This window comes from Blastococcus sp. DSM 46786 (assembly GCF_900109665.1).
Lineage (GTDB): Bacteria > Actinomycetota > Actinomycetes > Mycobacteriales > Geodermatophilaceae > Blastococcus > Blastococcus carthaginiensis.
In genome coordinates this window covers 296650-311453 of sequence record NZ_FOAO01000002.1, presented here as the reverse complement: position 1 = coordinate 311453, position 14804 = coordinate 296650, and the positions used below count along the sequence as shown (strand labels likewise).

General features: G+C 75.3%; 15 protein-coding genes and 1 tRNA gene. 5 read left to right on the top strand and 11 right to left on the bottom strand.

All coding sequences use genetic code 11. The features are described from left to right. Window positions 1-36: 36 nt before the first annotated feature. The 4 genes from BMW62_RS03550 to BMW62_RS03535 all read right to left on the bottom strand — a co-directional run bounded on the left by BMW62_RS03550 (window position 37) and on the right by BMW62_RS03535 (window position 1817). Window positions 37-483 (bottom strand): SRPBCC family protein, encoded by a 447-nt coding sequence (locus tag BMW62_RS03550; protein WP_091929495.1) that lies wholly within the window; start codon window positions 481-483, stop codon window positions 37-39. A gap of 29 nt (window positions 484-512) precedes the next feature. After that, a complete protein-coding gene (locus tag BMW62_RS03545) occupies window positions 513-869 on the bottom strand; it encodes an RING finger protein (RefSeq protein WP_139206181.1) in 357 nt (118 codons plus the stop codon). Between the two features lie 53 nt (window positions 870-922). Continuing rightward, complete coding sequence (locus tag BMW62_RS03540; RefSeq protein WP_091929434.1) at window positions 923-1618, bottom strand: LuxR C-terminal-related transcriptional regulator; 696 nt, start codon at window positions 1616-1618, stop codon at window positions 923-925. 123 nt (window positions 1619-1741) lie between these two features. Then, window positions 1742-1817, bottom strand: a tRNA-Arg gene (locus tag BMW62_RS03535). 185 nt (window positions 1818-2002) lie between these two features. Here BMW62_RS03535 and BMW62_RS03530 point away from each other — a divergent pair. Genes BMW62_RS03530 through BMW62_RS03520 form a run of 3 tightly spaced genes read left to right on the top strand, consistent with a single transcriptional unit; the run spans window position 2003 to window position 4058 of the window. Further along, a complete protein-coding gene (locus tag BMW62_RS03530) occupies window positions 2003-2323 on the top strand; it encodes a GNAT family N-acetyltransferase (protein ID WP_091929433.1) in 321 nt (106 codons plus the stop codon). A 33-nt stretch (window positions 2324-2356) separates the two neighbouring features. Then, complete coding sequence (locus BMW62_RS03525; protein ID WP_091929432.1) at window positions 2357-3166, top strand: Fpg/Nei family DNA glycosylase; 810 nt, start codon at window positions 2357-2359, stop codon at window positions 3164-3166. A gap of 43 nt (window positions 3167-3209) precedes the next feature. Next, window positions 3210-4058, top strand: coding sequence for a glycoside hydrolase family 25 domain-containing protein (locus tag BMW62_RS03520; RefSeq protein ID WP_091929431.1), 849 nt, complete (start codon window positions 3210-3212; stop codon window positions 4056-4058). A gap of 5 nt (window positions 4059-4063) precedes the next feature. On the opposite strand, the gene BMW62_RS03515 is transcribed toward BMW62_RS03520, so the two are convergent. Beyond that, window positions 4064-4372 (bottom strand): putative quinol monooxygenase, encoded by a 309-nt coding sequence (locus tag BMW62_RS03515; protein ID WP_211434959.1) that lies wholly within the window; start codon window positions 4370-4372, stop codon window positions 4064-4066. Window positions 4373-4454: 82 nt separating this feature from the next. On the opposite strand from BMW62_RS03515, the gene BMW62_RS03510 reads away from it, so the two are divergent. Then, window positions 4455-5864: a ferredoxin--NADP reductase domain-containing protein gene (locus BMW62_RS03510; RefSeq protein WP_091929429.1), complete on the top strand. Its 1410-nt coding sequence runs from the start codon at window positions 4455-4457 to the stop codon at window positions 5862-5864. Between the two features lies 1 nt (window position 5865). Here the strand turns inward: BMW62_RS03510 and BMW62_RS03505 are convergent, their stop codons facing one another. From BMW62_RS03505 to BMW62_RS03480, 6 genes are all read right to left on the bottom strand, one after another. Beyond that, window positions 5866-6939, bottom strand: coding sequence for an inositol monophosphatase family protein (locus BMW62_RS03505; protein ID WP_091929428.1), 1074 nt, complete (start codon window positions 6937-6939; stop codon window positions 5866-5868). Continuing rightward, entirely contained in the window at window positions 6932-9736 is a 2805-nt protein-coding gene (gene ppc, locus BMW62_RS03500) for a phosphoenolpyruvate carboxylase (RefSeq protein WP_091929427.1), read from the bottom strand. Before ppc ends, BMW62_RS03505 begins: the two co-directional genes overlap by 8 nt. A gap of 161 nt (window positions 9737-9897) precedes the next feature. Next, window positions 9898-10755 carry a tetratricopeptide repeat protein gene (locus tag BMW62_RS03495; RefSeq protein WP_091929426.1) on the bottom strand — a complete coding sequence of 286 codons (858 nt, stop codon included), beginning with the start codon at window positions 10753-10755 and terminating at the stop codon, window positions 9898-9900. A gap of 94 nt (window positions 10756-10849) precedes the next feature. Further along, on the bottom strand, window positions 10850-11830 hold the full coding sequence (locus BMW62_RS03490; RefSeq protein WP_091929425.1) for a TIGR03557 family F420-dependent LLM class oxidoreductase: 981 nt from the start codon (window positions 11828-11830) through the stop codon (window positions 10850-10852). 37 nt (window positions 11831-11867) lie between these two features. Next, window positions 11868-13052 carry an ABC transporter permease gene (locus tag BMW62_RS03485; RefSeq protein ID WP_091929424.1) on the bottom strand — a complete coding sequence of 395 codons (1185 nt, stop codon included), beginning with the start codon at window positions 13050-13052 and terminating at the stop codon, window positions 11868-11870. Next, window positions 13049-13957 (bottom strand): ABC transporter ATP-binding protein, encoded by a 909-nt coding sequence (locus BMW62_RS03480; protein ID WP_091929423.1) that lies wholly within the window; start codon window positions 13955-13957, stop codon window positions 13049-13051. Before BMW62_RS03480 ends, BMW62_RS03485 begins: the two co-directional genes overlap by 4 nt. Window positions 13958-14088: 131 nt before the next feature. On the opposite strand from BMW62_RS03480, the gene BMW62_RS03475 reads away from it, so the two are divergent. After that, window positions 14089-14757, top strand: coding sequence for a UdgX family uracil-DNA binding protein (locus tag BMW62_RS03475; RefSeq protein WP_091929422.1), 669 nt, complete (start codon window positions 14089-14091; stop codon window positions 14755-14757). Window positions 14758-14804 lie beyond the last annotated feature (47 nt).

The following is a 14804-nucleotide window of genomic DNA, read 5'->3' as shown; positions in this document are numbered from 1 at the left end:
GTCCCTGCCGGACGGCGCGCGCGCCGCCGTCCGGGGTCAGCCGGCGGTGACCGCCTGCTCGAGCCGGGCCAGCATCGCGTCCTGGATGCGGGCCAGCCCCTTGGGCGCGAAGGTCCGCTCGAAGAACCCGCCGATGCCGGTGGCACCGGTCCAGGTGGTGCGCGCCCGCACCGTGCTCACCCCGGCGTCGGCGGCGCTGACGGTCCAGGTGGTCACCATGCTGGAGTTCGTGTCGGTCTCCACGAGCGCCCCGTCCGGGGTCTCGGTGACGACGACGTCCTGCTCGCGCACCCGCTTGGACGTGGCCTGCAGGCGCCAGTGCACCTTCGTGCCGGCGCCCTGGCCCCCGGCGTCCACGCGGTACTCGCTGTACTGCTCGGGGAGCACCTCCGGCCGGGTGACGGCGTAGTCGGCGAGCGCGGCGCGGACGACGTCCGCCGGGGCGCGCAGGACACGTTCGGTGGTGGCGACGACCTGACCCATGCCGCCCATCCTGCCCTCCGGCGGATCGGCTACTCCTGCCCCTCCTCGTTGTTGAGGTAGGAGCAGCGGAACCGGGCGCCGGCCATGGCCTCGGTGAAGCGCGCCTCCCACAGCGGGTCGTCCGCCGGGAAGGTGTCGAACACCCGCTCCTCGAGCACCTCCGGGTGCCCGTCCAGCCCCGGGCAGCTGCGCCGCAGCAGCACCCGGGTCACGCCGTCGACCTCGTCGTGCGCGGCGTGCCAGCGGGCGGCGGCGACGGCGCGCTCCCGCAGTGCCCGCTCGCGCGCGGGCAGCCCCCGGCCGGCCGGCTGGGGGACCGAGACCCACCAGACGACGAGCCCGGCCAGCAGCACGACCAGCAGCACAGCCGTCAGGACGCCGACCATGCCCAGCACGGTAACCCTGTGCGGGGCGCCCGGCCGGAGTCCGGCGGCGCCGGTCAGACCTCGACGGAGGTGGCGGTCAGGTCGTGCGAGCCGCAGGTGCAGCCGTTGCGCGCCGACAGCACCATCGAGACGGCGTGCGCGCGGTCGCGGGCACCCAGCTTGCGCAGGATCGCCTTGACGTGCGACTTCACCGTGTCCTCGGAGATGAACAGGTTCTCGCCGATCCGCCGGTTGGACTGGCCCTGGACCAGCTCGTCGAGCACGTCGGACTCGCGGCGGGTCAGCGGCACCTCGGGGGTGAGCTCGCGGGCGACCGGCGCGGCCGTCCCGGGCTGCAGCCGGCGGATCTGCGGGTCGACGACGGTGCGCCCGGCGCGGGCGGCCAGCACGGCCCAGCCCAGCAGCGTGGCGGAGGTGTTCATGAGCAGGTAGCCGCGGACGCCCGCGGCGAGCGCCTCGTTGACCACGGCGGGGTCCTCGGAGGTGGCCACGGCGACGACGGCGGTGCGCGGGAAGCGACGGCGCAGGTCGCGGACGGCGGTGAGCGTCGCGCTGCGACCGGACCCGAGCTCCACGACCACCGCATCGGGGCGGGCGGACTCGGCCAGCACCAGCGCGCGGCGCGGCTCGCCGGGCGCACCGACGACCTGCAGGCCGGCGGTCTCGTCGACCATGCCGACCAGGCCGCGACGCAGGACGGGCGCGTCGGCGAGGACGAGGACCCGGGTGACGCCGGTGGAGATGGACACGCTGGTTGCTCCGCTCACGTTCGGTGACGACCTGACCTGCACTCCATCGGTCGGGTGAACGCAGTGCTTGAGCAGCCCGTTCGAGTTCTCGACCCTGCGCCCGGGCGCGCGGAGGAGACGTCGTGGTGCCCCCGGCAGGATTCGAACCTGCGACACACGGTTTAGGAAACCGATGCTCTATCCCCTGAGCTACGGGGGCCACGGCGCGCTCGAGCCCGCGCCGCGACCTTCGCCGGAAGGCTAGCGGGTGGCCCCGCGGAACCCCGGCAGCACCCGACTCGTCGGTACGGGAGAGAGAGCGGACGCTTCCAGCGGGTTACGGTGCTGGGGTAGAGGCCGAGCTCCGGCAGCGTCGCCGGGGGTCAGGAGAGGTGGGTCGCAACGATGGAGACCACGGTGGTCGACGTCCCCGAGCGGGGGCGCTTCGAGGTCCGGCAGGGCGAGCGCGTCGTCGGACTGGCCAGCTACCACGTCGACAAGGGGCAGATGACCCTCCCGCACACCGAGGTGGACCCCGCCATGGGCGGGCAGGGCATCGGGAAGATGCTGGTCGCCGGCGTCCTCGACGCGGCGCGCGAGCGCGGGCTGACCGTGCTCCCCTACTGCTCCTTCGTCCGCCACTACATCCAGCAGCACCCCGAGCTGGTCGACCTCGTCGCGGCCGAGGACCGGCCGCACTTCGGCCTGGAACCCGCCGACCGCTGAGCAGGTGGTCGGGCCGCCACCTAGGCTGCGCGGGTGCCTGAAGGCCACACCCTGTTCCGGCTGGCGCAGCACCTGCAGCTTCCCTTCGCCGGCCGCCCGGTGCACGTGACCAGCCCGCAGGGCCGGTTCGAGGCCGGCGCCGCGCTGCTGGACGGCCGGGTGCTCGACGAGGTGTTCTCCTACGGCAAGCACCTGTTCGCCCGCTTCGGCGGTGACCACCTGCACGTGCACCTGGGGCTCTACGGCACCTTCCTCACCGGCACGGGCACGCCTCCGGTGGCGAAGGGGGCGCTGCGCATGCGCTGGGTGGGCGACGGGCCCGACGGCGGCGGCGTGTGGGGCGACCTGCGCGGCCCGACCGCCTGCGAGGTCCTGCCCGCACCGGAGGTCGAGCGGATCCTCGACCGGCTGGGGCCGGACCCGTTGCGGCCCCGGGCCGACGGTGCCCTCGCGCACCGGCGCATCGCGGGCAGCCGCACGGCGGTCGGCGCGCTGCTGATGGACCAGTCGGTGCTGGCCGGCGTCGGCAACGTCTACCGCGCGGAGCTGCTGTTCCGGCACCGGGTCTCGCCGTTCCGCCCCGGCAAGGCGATCGGCGCCGAGCTCTGGGCCGGCATGTGGCGGGACCTGGTGACGCTCATGCGCTCGGGGGTCCGCATGGGCCGCATCGTGACGACCCGGCCCGAGGACAGATCCCGCCGCAGCGGCGCGGTGCGCCGCGAGGACGTCCACTACGTCTACCGGCGCACCGGGCTGCCCTGCCGGATCTGCGGCACCCCGATCCGCACCGAGGTCATGGTCGGCCGCAACCTCTACTGGTGCCCGGTCTGCCAGGCCGTCTGAACGCCCCCGGCCGTCGCCGCCGGCGCGTGTACCGTCGGGAAGGATGAGACACCGGTCACGTTGGGCGATCACGGTGACCGCGGTGGCCGGGCTGGTCGGACTGCCCACCGCGGCCTCGGCCGCGCCGGTGGAGCGGGAGACCGCGCGGAGCACCACCGGGTACGACGTCTCCCACCCGCAGTGCGGCGCCGACCTCCCCGACGACGCCGCGTTCGCCGTCGTCGGCGTGAACGGTGGGCTGGCCACCCGCACCAACCCCTGCCTCGCCCGGCAGCTGGAGTGGGGCGCCGGCTCGTCGGGCGGGGTGCCCGGGCAGCCGCCGCTGCAGCTCTACCTCAACACCGCCAACCCGGGCCAGGTGCGCGACCAGGTGGTCACCTGGCCCGCCGACGGCGAGACGCCCTACGGCGACTGCGACGGCACCAACTCGATGGCCTGCAGCTGGCAGTACGGCTGGGAACGGGCGCGGTCCAGCGTCCAGTGGTTCTTCCGGCCCGCTGCGCGGTCGGTGCCGCTGGCCAGCCGTCCCGAGCACTACACCTGGTGGCTCGACGTCGAGACCATGAACACCTGGCAGCAGGGCTCCGACGACGCCCGCGCGCGCAACCGGGCCGCGCTGGAGGGCATGACCGAGTACCTCACCGAGCGGGACGGCCGGGTGGGCGTGTACTCGACCGGCTACCAGTGGGGCCGGATCGTCGGCGAGGTGCCCGAGGACAGCAACCTGGCCGACCTCGACAGCTGGCTCGCCGGCGCCGACGACCGCGCGGACGCCCGCAAGCGCTGCGCCGAGGACCCGCTGGTCCCCGGCGGCAGGGTGGCGATGGTGCAGTGGGTCGAGGACGACCTCGACCACAACCACGCCTGCCGCGGGGGCACCGCGCGGGGCTGACGCGGCTAGAGCGCGCCCTTGCCCGGCTCCCCCGCCGGGACGGCGGTCAGCCGGCGGACGTCCAGCGGCGCGGCCAGCTTGCCGGCCAGCGCCCCGCCCAGGGTGGTCAGCGCCTCGGCCTTGCCGTGGGTGCGCAGCGCCTCGGGGCTCTCCCACCGCTCCACCATCACGAAGACGCCGTCGCCCTCGTGCAGCGCGTAGAGCTCGCAGCCGGGCTCGGCGTGCACCTGCGGCACGGCGGCGAGGATCGCCTCGCGGACGGCATCCACCGCCTCCGGCTTCGGGGTGATGGTGGCGACGACGACGACGGACACGGGGCCTCCTGGGGACGACGCGGATCGAACGGCCCGGACGGTTGCCCTGGTGGCGCGGCCCCGGCCGGGCCAGGATGCCAGGGTGGTCGACGACGGCGCTCCCCCTCCCCCGGCTGATGACCACCCGCTGCGCGTGGCGGTCGTCGGCGCCGGACCGGCCGGCATCTACGCCGCCGACGCCCTGACGAGGCAGAGCGAGGTGCCCGTCGCCGTCGACCTGGTCGACCGGCTGCCCACCCCCTTCGGCCTGGTCCGCCACGGCATCGCCCCCGACCACCCGAAGATGCGCGCCATCCGCGACACGCTGCACCGCAGCCTCGATCACCCCCTGGTGCGGTTCGTCGGCAACGTGGAGGTGGGCACGGAGCTCGCGCTGGACGACCTGCGCGCGCACGTCGACGCGGTCGTCTACACCTACGGCGCCGCCCTCGACCGGCACCTGGGCATCGAGGGCGAGGACCTGCCCGGCAGCCTGGCCGCCACCGACCTCGTGGCCTGGTACACCGGCCACCCCGACGCCGACCGCGCCACCGTGGAGGCGGCCCTGTCCGGCGTCCGGCGCGCCGTGGTGATCGGGGTGGGCAACGTCGCGCTCGACGTCGGGCGGATCCTCGCCCGCACCGCGGAGGAGCTGGAGCCGACCGACATGCCCCAGCACGTCATCGACGTGCTGGCGGCCGCCCCGGTCGAGGAGGTGACGGTGCTCGGCCGCCGCGGCCCGGCGCAGGCCACCTTCACCACCCAGGAGCTGCGCGAGCTCGGTGAGCTGGCGGCGGGCACCGTGCTGGTCGACCCCGCCGACCTCGAGCTCGACGACGAGACCGAGGCCCGGGCCGCGGCGGACCGCAACGCCACCCGCAACCTCGCCGTCCTGCGCGACTGGTCGGCCCACGAGCCGGAGCCCGGCCGCACCCGGCTGCGGCTGCGCTTCTACTCCCGCCCGGTGCGGCTGCTGGGCACCGACCGGGTCACCGGCGTCGAGGTGGAGCGCACCGCCGTCGACGGCGACGGCCGGGCGATCGGCACCGGCGAGTTCGAGGTGCTCCCGGCCGACCTCGTGGTCCGCTCGGTCGGCTACCTCGGCACCCCGCTGCCCGGGCTGCCGGTCGACGGGCGCACCGGCACCGTCGCCCACGACGGCGTCGGGCGGGTGCTCCGCGACGGGCACCCCTCGGCCGGCGAGTACGTGGCCGGCTGGATCAAGCGCGGGCCTACCGGCGTGGTCGGGCACAACAAGCACGACGCCCGGGAGACCGTTGCCGCGCTGCTGGCCGACGCCGCCGACGGCACGCTGGCGGTGCGCGGCCCGGTCGACGACCTGGTGCGCACGCTGCAGGCCCGGGGCGCGGAACCGGTGCTGCTGGACGACTGGCGGGCCATCGACGCCGCCGAGCAGGCGCTGGGCGCGCGCCGCGGCCGGGCCCGCACCACCCTGCACGAGCGGGAGTCGCTGCTGGCCGCCGTCCGGGAGGCCGCGGCCCGGGCGCGCTGACTCAGCGCATCGCCGCCAGCAGCTCCCGCGCCGCCGCCTCGTCGGCCGCGGCCACGAACCGGATGAGCGCGCCGGTGTCGGGCACCAGCCGCAGCGGTTCCCCTCGCTCGGTGAGGACGGCACCCCCGGCCGTCAGCAGCACCGCCAGCCCGCCGGCGACGTCGTGCACGTGGGTGCCGCCGCGGTCCAGGTCGTGCCAGGCCGCCGCCGCGCCGTCGGCGACCAGGCAGAGGTCGACCGCGGTGCAACCGGTGATCCGGACCCGGCGGGCCGTCGCCGGCACCGCCACCGCGGCACCCCGGGGCCCGCTGGGGACGACGACGGTGCCGCCGGTCCGGGTGCGCACCGGCACCCCGTCCCGCACGGCACCGTGCCCCTCGACCGCCGCCCAGCGCCGGCCCGAGGAGAGATCGGCGACCAGCCCCGCCACCGGCCGGCCCTCGTGCACCAGCGCGGCGGAGAACGCCCACGGCGGCAGCCCGGCGGCGAAGTTGCCGGTGCCGTCGAGCGGGTCGAGCACCACCCACGGCCGCCCGGCGGCCACCACGGTGTCGCGGCTCTCCTCGCTGAGCACCGGCACGCCCAGCGCCCCGAGCACCTCGACGGCGGCGTCGTGGGCGGCGTCGTCGGCCGCGAGCGCGGGGCTGCCGTCGCGCTTGGTCCGCGCTTCCCCCCTGCCGTGCGCGAGCGCCACCGCCGTCTCCACCCGGGTGGCCGCCAGCGCCGCCAGGTGGGCGAAGCGCAGCGGCAGCGGCGCGTCGGCCGGCGGCGCCGGCACCTCGACGCACCGGCCGGTCGCCAGGTGCCGCACCCGGTCGCAGCCCCACCCCGCCGCGGCGGCGAGCACGACCGGGTGGTCCAGCGGCACGCCGGCCCGCCGCACCACCACGGCCGCGGCGGTGGCCTCGTCGGTCCACTGCCGGCGGACCAGCACCACCTGGCCCTCCTCGCCGACCAGCACCCGCGCCCAGGGGTCGAGCAGTGCCGGGGCGAGCGCGGCCGGCGACAGCCCCAGCGCCTCGGCCGCGGCCGGGAGGTCGGAGCTGGTCGCGGTGCGCAGCCCCGGGTCAGCCACTGTTGCGCAGCGCGGTCGCGATGCCGTTGATGGTCAGCTGGATGTTGCGGCTGGTGAGCTCGTCGTCCTCCCCGCCCCGCCGGCGTCGCAGCATCTCCACCTGCAGGTGGTGCAGCGGCTCCAGGTAGGGGAACCGGTTGCGGATCGACCGGGCCAGCGACGGGTTGTCGGCCAGCAGGTCGTCGTCGCCGGTGACCGCCAGCGCCATCCGGCAGGTGCGCTCGTGCTCGGCGGTGATCCGGTCGAACACCCGTGCCCGCAGCTCCTCGTCGGGCACCAGCTCGGCGTACCGGGCCGCGAGCCCGAGGTCGGTCTTGGCCAGCACCATTCCCATGTTGGAGAGCACCGTCCGGAAGAACGGCCACCGCCGGTGCAGCTCGCGCAGCCGCTCCAGGCGCTCCGCGGAGCCCCCGACCCAGCCCTCCAGCGCCGACCCCGTGCCGTACCAGCCGGGCAGCATGATCCGCGTCTGCGACCAGCTGAACACCCACGGGATCGCGCGCAGGTCGGCGATGGAGTCTCCGGCCTTGCGCGAGGGCGGGCGGCTGCCGATGTTCAGCTCGGCCAGCTCGCCGATCGGCGTGGCCGCCCGGAACCACTGCACGAACCCGGGGGTGTCGTGCACCAGCTCCCGGTAGGCCTGCTGCGCCCGGGCGGCGAGGTCGTCCAGCAGCGCGTAGGCCTCCTCGGCGTCGGCACCGAGGCCCTCGACGTCGAGCAGCGTCGACTCCAGGGTGGCGGCGACCAGCGCCTCCAGGTTCCGCCGGGCGAGGTCGGGGTCGGCGTACTTCGCGGCGATCACCTCGCCCTGTTCGGTGAGCCGCAGCGCCCCGGCCACCGCGCCCGGCGGCTGCGCGCGGATCGCCTCGTAGCTGGGGCCGCCGCCCCGGCCGACGGTGCCGCCGCGGCCGTGGAAGAGCCGCAACCGGATGCCTTCGCGGCGGGCGAGCTCCACCAGGTCCAGCTCGGCGCGGTAGAGCGCCCAGTTGGCCGCGAGGTAGCCGCCGTCCTTGTTGCTGTCGGAGTAGCCGAGCATGACCTCCTGCACGTTCCCCCGGCCGGCCAGCAGCGACCGGTACAGGGGCTGGTCGAGCACCGCGCCCAGCGTCGTCGCCGCGGCCTGCAGGTCGCCGATGGTCTCGAAGAGCGGCGAGATGCCGACCGGGCAGGTGGGGCCGTCCCCGCCGGCCGGGTCGAGCAGGCCGACCTCCTTGAGCAGGACGGCGACCTCGAGGACGTCGCTCACCGACTCGCACATGCTGATCACGTAGTTCGGGATGGTCCGCGGGCCCAGCAGCGCCACCCGCTCGGCGGCGGCGAGGAGCACGTCGAGCTCCTTGCGCGTCTCCTCCGACAGCTCTGCGTCGGGGCGCACCAGCGGGCGCCGCAGCGTCAGCTCCCCGGCGAGCAGCTCCACCCGCGCGGTCTCGTCGAGCCCCGCGTAGTCGTCGCACACCCCGGCCCAGGCGAGCAGCTCGGCGACGACCTGCTCGTGCACCGACGAGTTCTGCCGCAGGTCCAGCCCGCACAGGTGGAAGCCGAACACCTCGACCGCCTCGCGCAGCCGCAGCAGGCGGTCGTCGGCGAGCGGGCCGGCGCCGTGGCTGCGCAGTGACGCGTCGACCACGTCGAGGTCGGCGCGCAGCTCGTCGGGGCCCTCGTACGGGGGCAGCGCGGGCAGCGCCCCGGCCTCCGCGGGCCCGGCGCCCGGCACCCGGGCGGCGGTGGCCGCCAGCCGCGCGGAGATGCCGGTGAGCGCCCGCCGGTAGGGCTCGTCGGCCCGGAACGGGGAGTCGTCCCGCGAGACCTCGGCGAGGTGGTAGAGCGCGGGCGTCGGCGTGACCAGCCGGTCGGACATCGACAGCTCGTCGCGCAGCGCCGCGAGCTCGGCCAGGTGGTGCGCCAGCGCCGTGCCGGCCTGCCGGGAGGTGGCCCGGCGCAGCGCCTCGGCGGTGACGAACGGGTTGCCGTCGCGGTCGCCGCCGATCCAGGAACCGGGCAGCAGCAGCGGCCGGCGCAGCACCCCGGCCCCGGGCCAGCGCTGCTCGACCGCGCGCCGCACCTCGGCGTTGATCGCCGGCACCACCTCGAACAGGGAGAGCTCGTAGTAGCGCAGCGCCTCGTCGATCTCGTCGGTCAGCCGCAACCGGGACAGCCGCAGCAGCGCCGTCTGCCAGAGCGTGAGCACCGAGCGCCACAGCCGGGCCGACCACTGCGGGTCGACGTCGCCGTCGACGGCGCGGTCGCGCTGCCGGATCAGCTCGGTGACCTGCCGCTGCACCTGGAAGACCGTCTTGCGGCGCACCTCGGTGGGGTGGGCCGTGACGACGGGGCAGACCAGGGCGCCGGCGAGCTCGCGGGCCACGGTGTCCTCCGCGACGCCGGCCTCGTCCAGCAGCGCGAACGCCGCCGCCAGGCTGCCCTGCTGCGGCGGCGACCCCGCGCGCCGGTGGTGCCGGCGGCGGCGCTCGTGGTGGATGTCCTCGGCCAGGTTGGCCAGCAGCGAGAAGTGGCTGAAGGCGCGGATGACGTGGTTCGCCGAGCGGACGTCCAGCCCGGCGAGGCGCCGGGCGAGCTCGGCGCGGTCGACCTCGGAGCGGCGGATGCGGAAGGCCTCCACGCGGGTGGACTCGACCAGCTCCAGCACGTCGGGCCCGGCCTGCTCGCCGATGACCTCGCCGAGGACCCGGCCCAGGAGGCGGATGTCCTCCCGCAGCGGTTCGTCGTCCGCCCGGTCGGCGGCGCCGGGGGCACCGTGGCGGCGGAGATCGGCGACGTCGACAGTGGCTTCGCTCACACCGCGAGTATCGGGGACGCACGTGACGCGCTCATGTCCCCCCCTGCCACGGCGGCCCCGTCGCACCCACCGTCAGAGTGCGCCGATGCGCACATCCAGGCGCCACGACTGCACATCAGCGCTCGATGTCCGCTGCCCGGCCCCGTCAGGACGGGGTCCTCTCAGTGCTCGAGCTCCCGCAGGCACTGCGCCGCGAGCTGGTCACCGGCCGCCGCGCCCAGGCGGAACTGCTCCACGGCGCCCTCGAGGTCCCCGCGGTCGGCCAGCAGCACGCCGAGATTCTGGTGGCAGTACGCGTCACCGGCGGCGATGCCGCTGCGGTAGGCCTCCTCGGCGGCCTCCTCGTCGCCCAGCTCCTCGCGGTAGAGGTTGCCCAGCGGTAGCCAGGCCACCTGCTCACCGAGCTTGGCCCCGCGCTCGAGCACCGAGCGCGCCTCGGCCGACCGGCCGGTCTCCCGCAGCAGGTGCGCGAGATCCGCGCGGGCGGCCGGGAAGTGGTGCTGCCCCGCTCGCAGGTCGTCCTCCAGCGCCGGGTCCAGGGTCGAGCACCAGCGCCAGCAGGCGACGACGGCCGCCGCCTCCTGGTCACCGGCGGCGGCGAACTCCTCGGCCACCGCCATGGCCTGCTCGCGCTCGCCCTGCTCGCGGAGCAGGAACGCCAGCTGCAGCCCGCCCTCCAGGTCACCGGCGGCCGCCGCGCCCCGGTAGGCGCGCATCGCGCCGGCGAGGTCTCCCAGGTCCTCCAGAACCAGGCCGAGGTTGCGCCAGGCGTCCGACTCCCCGCCGCGCAGGGCGACCTCGTAGGCGTCGACCGCCTCCTCCCAGCGCTGCTGTGCGGCGAGGGAGTTGCCGAGGTTGAACGCGGCGACCGAGTCGCCCAGGTCGAACGCGCGGCGGAAGCACGCCTCGGCGTCGGTCTGCCGGCCGGCGTCGGCCAGGTCGCAGCCGAGGTCGATCAGCGCGTCGGCGTCGTCGGAGGCGAGCAGCCGCCGCAGCCGCACGTCCAGGTCCTCGGTCATGCCGCCGATGATCGCGGCGAGGGGGCGCGCTGCGCGCCCCCTCGCGCCCGGACCTCACCCCAAGGGAGCGGCCCGGGGGCGGCAGGTCACCCGATCAGCTGCCGAACGCCTCCCGCCAGGCCGGCATCAGGGAGCTGCGCACCCAGTCGAGGTAGGGCTCCTGCTGGTCCCCGCCGATCTGCACCAGGGCCAGGTGCGTGAAGCCCGCGTCGGCGTAGGCCTTGGCCCCCTCGATGACGGCCTCGACGTCGTCCCCGCACGGGATGGCCCCGGCGACGTCGTCGGGCGTGACGAACTGGCTGGCCGCGTCGAACGCGGCGGTGCCCGGCAGCTCGGCGTTCACCTTCCAGCCGAGCCCGAACCAGCGGAAGAGGCTGTGCGCCCGCTGCACCGCGGCGTCCTCGTCGGTGCCGAAGCTGATCGGCATCTGCGCGACCTTGGGCTTGCCGGCACCGCCGGCGGCCTCGAACTGCTCCACGAGCTCGCTCATCGGGTCGGTGGCGATGAGGACGTCGGCGAGCTCGCCGGCGATCGTGGCCGCCTGCTCCCCGCCCGCCGCGAAGCCGATGGGCACCCGCTTCTCCGGCAGGTCCCAGAGCTTGGCCGACTCGACGTCGAAGTGCTCGCCGCGGAAGTTGGTGTAGCCCTCGCCGTCGAACAGGTCGCGGATGATCTGCAGGGCTTCGACGATCCGCTCGTGCCGCACGTCGGCCGCGGGCCACCCGCCGCCGACCACGTGCTCGTTGAGGTTCTCCCCCGCGCCGATCCCCAGGGTGAAGCGTCCCCCGGAGAGGAGCTGCAGCGTCGCGGCCTGCTGCGCCACGACCGCCGGGTGGTACCGGAAGGTCGGGCAGGTCACGTACGTCATCAGCGGGATCCGGCTGGTCGCCTGCGCCGCCGCCCCCAGCGTCACCCACGCGTTCGGTGAGTGGCCCATCTCGTCCAGCCACGGGAAGTAGTGGTCGCTGCTGACGGCGAAGTCGAACCCGACCTCCTCGGCACCCACCACGTGGCGGACCAGGTCCCTCGGCCCGGCCTGCTCGGTCATCATCGTGTAGCCCAGCTGCATCGCCATGCCGCGCCGCTACCCGGACCCCCCGGGGGGTCAACCCTCAGACGCGCTCGGCCCGCAGCGCCTCCCGGACCTTGATCTTCCCGCCGGTCCGCAGCAGCGCCCCGGCGTAGACCCGCCCGCCCAGCCGCACGATCAGCGCGATGGCGGCCAGCATCAGCACCACGGCCAGCCCGACCTCCCAGAGGGCCACCTGGCCCGCGGCCTGGCGCACCGGCATGACCAGCGGCGACAGTCCCGGCAGGTAGGAGGTCACCCGGGCCAGGCCGCCGGCGGGGTCGGAGGCGGCCTGGATGCCGACGAAGAACGCGACGATGAGCACCATGGACGTCGGCATGAGCACCGTGGCCAGGTCCTCCTGCCGGCTCACCAGCGAGGCCGCCACCGCGAACACCGCGGCGTAGAAGGCGTAGCCCAGCAGGAACCAGGCGATCACCGTGAGCACGGTGCCGATCAGCTCCCCCGGCACCTCGACGACGTCGAAGGCGAGCACGCCCGCGACGCCGACGACGCCGATCAGCACCATCTGGCCCAGGGCCAGCACCCCGAGGCCGAGGATCTTGCCGGCGAGCAGCTGCCAGGGGCGCATCGTCGCCAGCAGCAGCTCGACGACCCGGCTGGCCTTCTCCTCCACCACGCCCTGGGCGATGAACTGGCCGAACAGGATCAGCAGGCTGTAGAGCAGGACGACGCCGATGATCGCGGTGACGATCCGCTGGCCGTCGGCCGCGGCGCCGGTCTCCAGCGGGGTGACCGCCACCTCGGGCACGTCCAGACCGGTCAGCCCGGCGTCGGCGAGCTGCTGGGCGACCGCGAGCTGGCCGACCGCCCCCTGCACGACCGCCTCCAGGGAGCCGCCGGCGGACTCGCGGACCAGCAGCTCGGGGTCGGCACCGGCGAGCAGCGCACCCTCGACGTCCTCGGCGTCCACCGCTGCGCGCGCGGCGTCCTCGTCGACCAGCTCCACCACGGTGACGTCGACGTCCAGCGCCTCGCCCTGGGCCTCCAGGGCGGCGGTCACGGAGGCGTCCCCGCCGACGACAGCGACGCGCGTCTCCTCGCCGCCGGAGCTCACGACCACCTGGAACGCCATCGCGCCGACGATCGCGACCAGGATGACGATCGAGCTGATGATGAAGCTCTTGTCCCGGATGCGGGTGGAGAGCTCCCGCGTTGCGACCAGCCGGACCTTCGCGGCGCTGCTCAGGGTGCGGAGCTCGGTCACGCGGCCACCTCCTGCGGCTGGGCGACGGCCTCGCGGAACAGCTCGACGAGGCTGGGCTGGCGCCAGGCGAAGTGGGTGACCCGCCCGGTGCGGACGGCGGCGCCGAGGACCGCCTGGTCGTCAGCGCCGGCCCCGAGGTCGAGCAGCGTGTCGCCGGCGGACTCCGAGACCACCCGCACGCCGGGCAGCGCGGCCGCCCAGCCCGGCGGGGCGTCGGGGACGACGACGCGGAGCACCCGGCCCGCCTCGCGCCGGCGGAGCTCCTCGACGGTGCCGGTGGCGACCATGCGGCCGCGGGCGAGGATGCCGACGGAGTCGCAGAGCCGCTCCACCAGGTCCAGCTGGTGGCTGGAGAAGACGACGGGGACGCCGGTGCGCACCTGCTCCAGGAGCGCCTCGGCCAGGGAGTCGACGCCGACCGGGTCGAGGCCGGAGAAGGGCTCGTCGAGGATCAGCACCTCGGGGCGGCTCACCAGCGCGGCCGCCAGCTGCACCCGCTGCTGGTTGCCCAGCGACAGCTTCTCGACCGGGTCGCCGCGGCGGTCACCGAGGCCCAGCCGCCCCACCCACTCCTCCGCCGCCTTCGCCGCGGGGGCGGCGTCCATGCCGTGCAGCCGGGCGAAGTAGGTGACCTGCTCGCCGACCTTCATCTTCGGGTAGAGGCCGCGCTCCTCCGGCATGTAGCCGATCCGGCTGCGGGTCACCTGGTCCAGCGGGCGCCCCTGCCAGCGCACCTCGCCGGCGTCCGCCCGCACGAGCCCCATGGCGATGCGCATCGTCGTCGTCTTGCCGGCGCCGTTGGAGCCGCAGAACCCGAACATCGATCCGGGCGCGACCGTGAAGCCGACACCGTCGAGCACGCGGATGCTCCCGAAGCTCTTGCGCAGCCCGTCGAACTCGAGCACCTGTTCCTCCTGCCCTCGCGTGTTCCTGCCCGAGACCGTATCGGGGCCCACGATCACGTCGGGGCAGGTGAGGTGCCCGAGTACCGGAAGTTCACCTCGCGGCCGGCGCCCCGGTGCGGTGTCATCGGTGGATGAGCGAGCGCGACGGCGTGGCCCGGCCGCCGGCCGGGGTGGGCCTGGAGCAGCTGCGGTCGGCCGCGGCCGGGTGCCGGGCCTGCGAGCTGTGGCAGGACACCACCCAGACGGTGTTCGGGGAGGGACCGGAGACCGCCCGGGTGGTCTTCGTGGGCGAGCAGCCGGGCGACCAGGAGGACCGGAAGGGCGAGCCGTTCGTCGGCCCCGCGGGCCGGCTGCTGGACAAGGCCCTGGCCGACGCCGGCATCGACCGGCGGGACAGCTACGTCACGAACTCGGTGAAGCACTTCTCGCACACCGTGAAGGGCAAGCGGCGGATCCACCAGACGCCCCGGCCCGAGCACCTGCGGGCCTGCCGGCCGTGGCTGGAGGCGGAGTTCGCCGTCCTGCAGCCCGAGGTCGTCGTGGCCCTGGGCGCGACGGCGGCCAAGGGGCTGATCTCCCCGTCGTTCCGGATCACCCGCGACCACGGGCAGCTGCTCCCCTGGACCCCGCCGGGCGCGCCGGCGCCGACGGAGGACGACGACGAGGACGCGCCCCACCAGACCTGGATCCTCGCGACCACGCACCCCTCGGCGATCCTGCGCACGCCCGACGAGGCGCGCGCCGCCGCCTACGACGCCCTGGTCGCCGACCTGCGCACCGTCGCCGGGGCGCTGGCCTGACCCGGCGCTCGTCCCACGACAGAGGTCCAGGTTCACCGACCTGGGCC

What these genes read in the sequence shown, in the direction of transcription:
- BMW62_RS03530 (WP_091929433.1), top strand. Translation starts at nt 2,003, where the DNA reads ATGGAGACCACGGTGGTCGACGTCCCCGAGCGGGGGCGCTTCGAGGTC.
- BMW62_RS03520 (WP_091929431.1), top strand. Translation starts at nt 3,210, where the DNA reads ATGAGACACCGGTCACGTTGGGCGATCACGGTGACCGCGGTGGCCGGG.
- BMW62_RS03545 (WP_139206181.1), bottom strand. Translation starts at nt 869, where the DNA reads ATGGTCGGCGTCCTGACGGCTGTGCTGCTGGTCGTGCTGCTGGCCGGG.
- BMW62_RS03495 (WP_091929426.1), bottom strand. Translation starts at nt 10,755, where the DNA reads ATGACCGAGGACCTGGACGTGCGGCTGCGGCGGCTGCTCGCCTCCGAC.
- BMW62_RS03490 (WP_091929425.1), bottom strand. Translation starts at nt 11,830, where the DNA reads ATGGCGATGCAGCTGGGCTACACGATGATGACCGAGCAGGCCGGGCCG.
- BMW62_RS03475 (WP_091929422.1), top strand. Translation starts at nt 14,089, where the DNA reads ATGAGCGAGCGCGACGGCGTGGCCCGGCCGCCGGCCGGGGTGGGCCTG.
- BMW62_RS03550 (WP_091929495.1), bottom strand. Translation starts at nt 483, where the DNA reads ATGGGTCAGGTCGTCGCCACCACCGAACGTGTCCTGCGCGCCCCGGCG.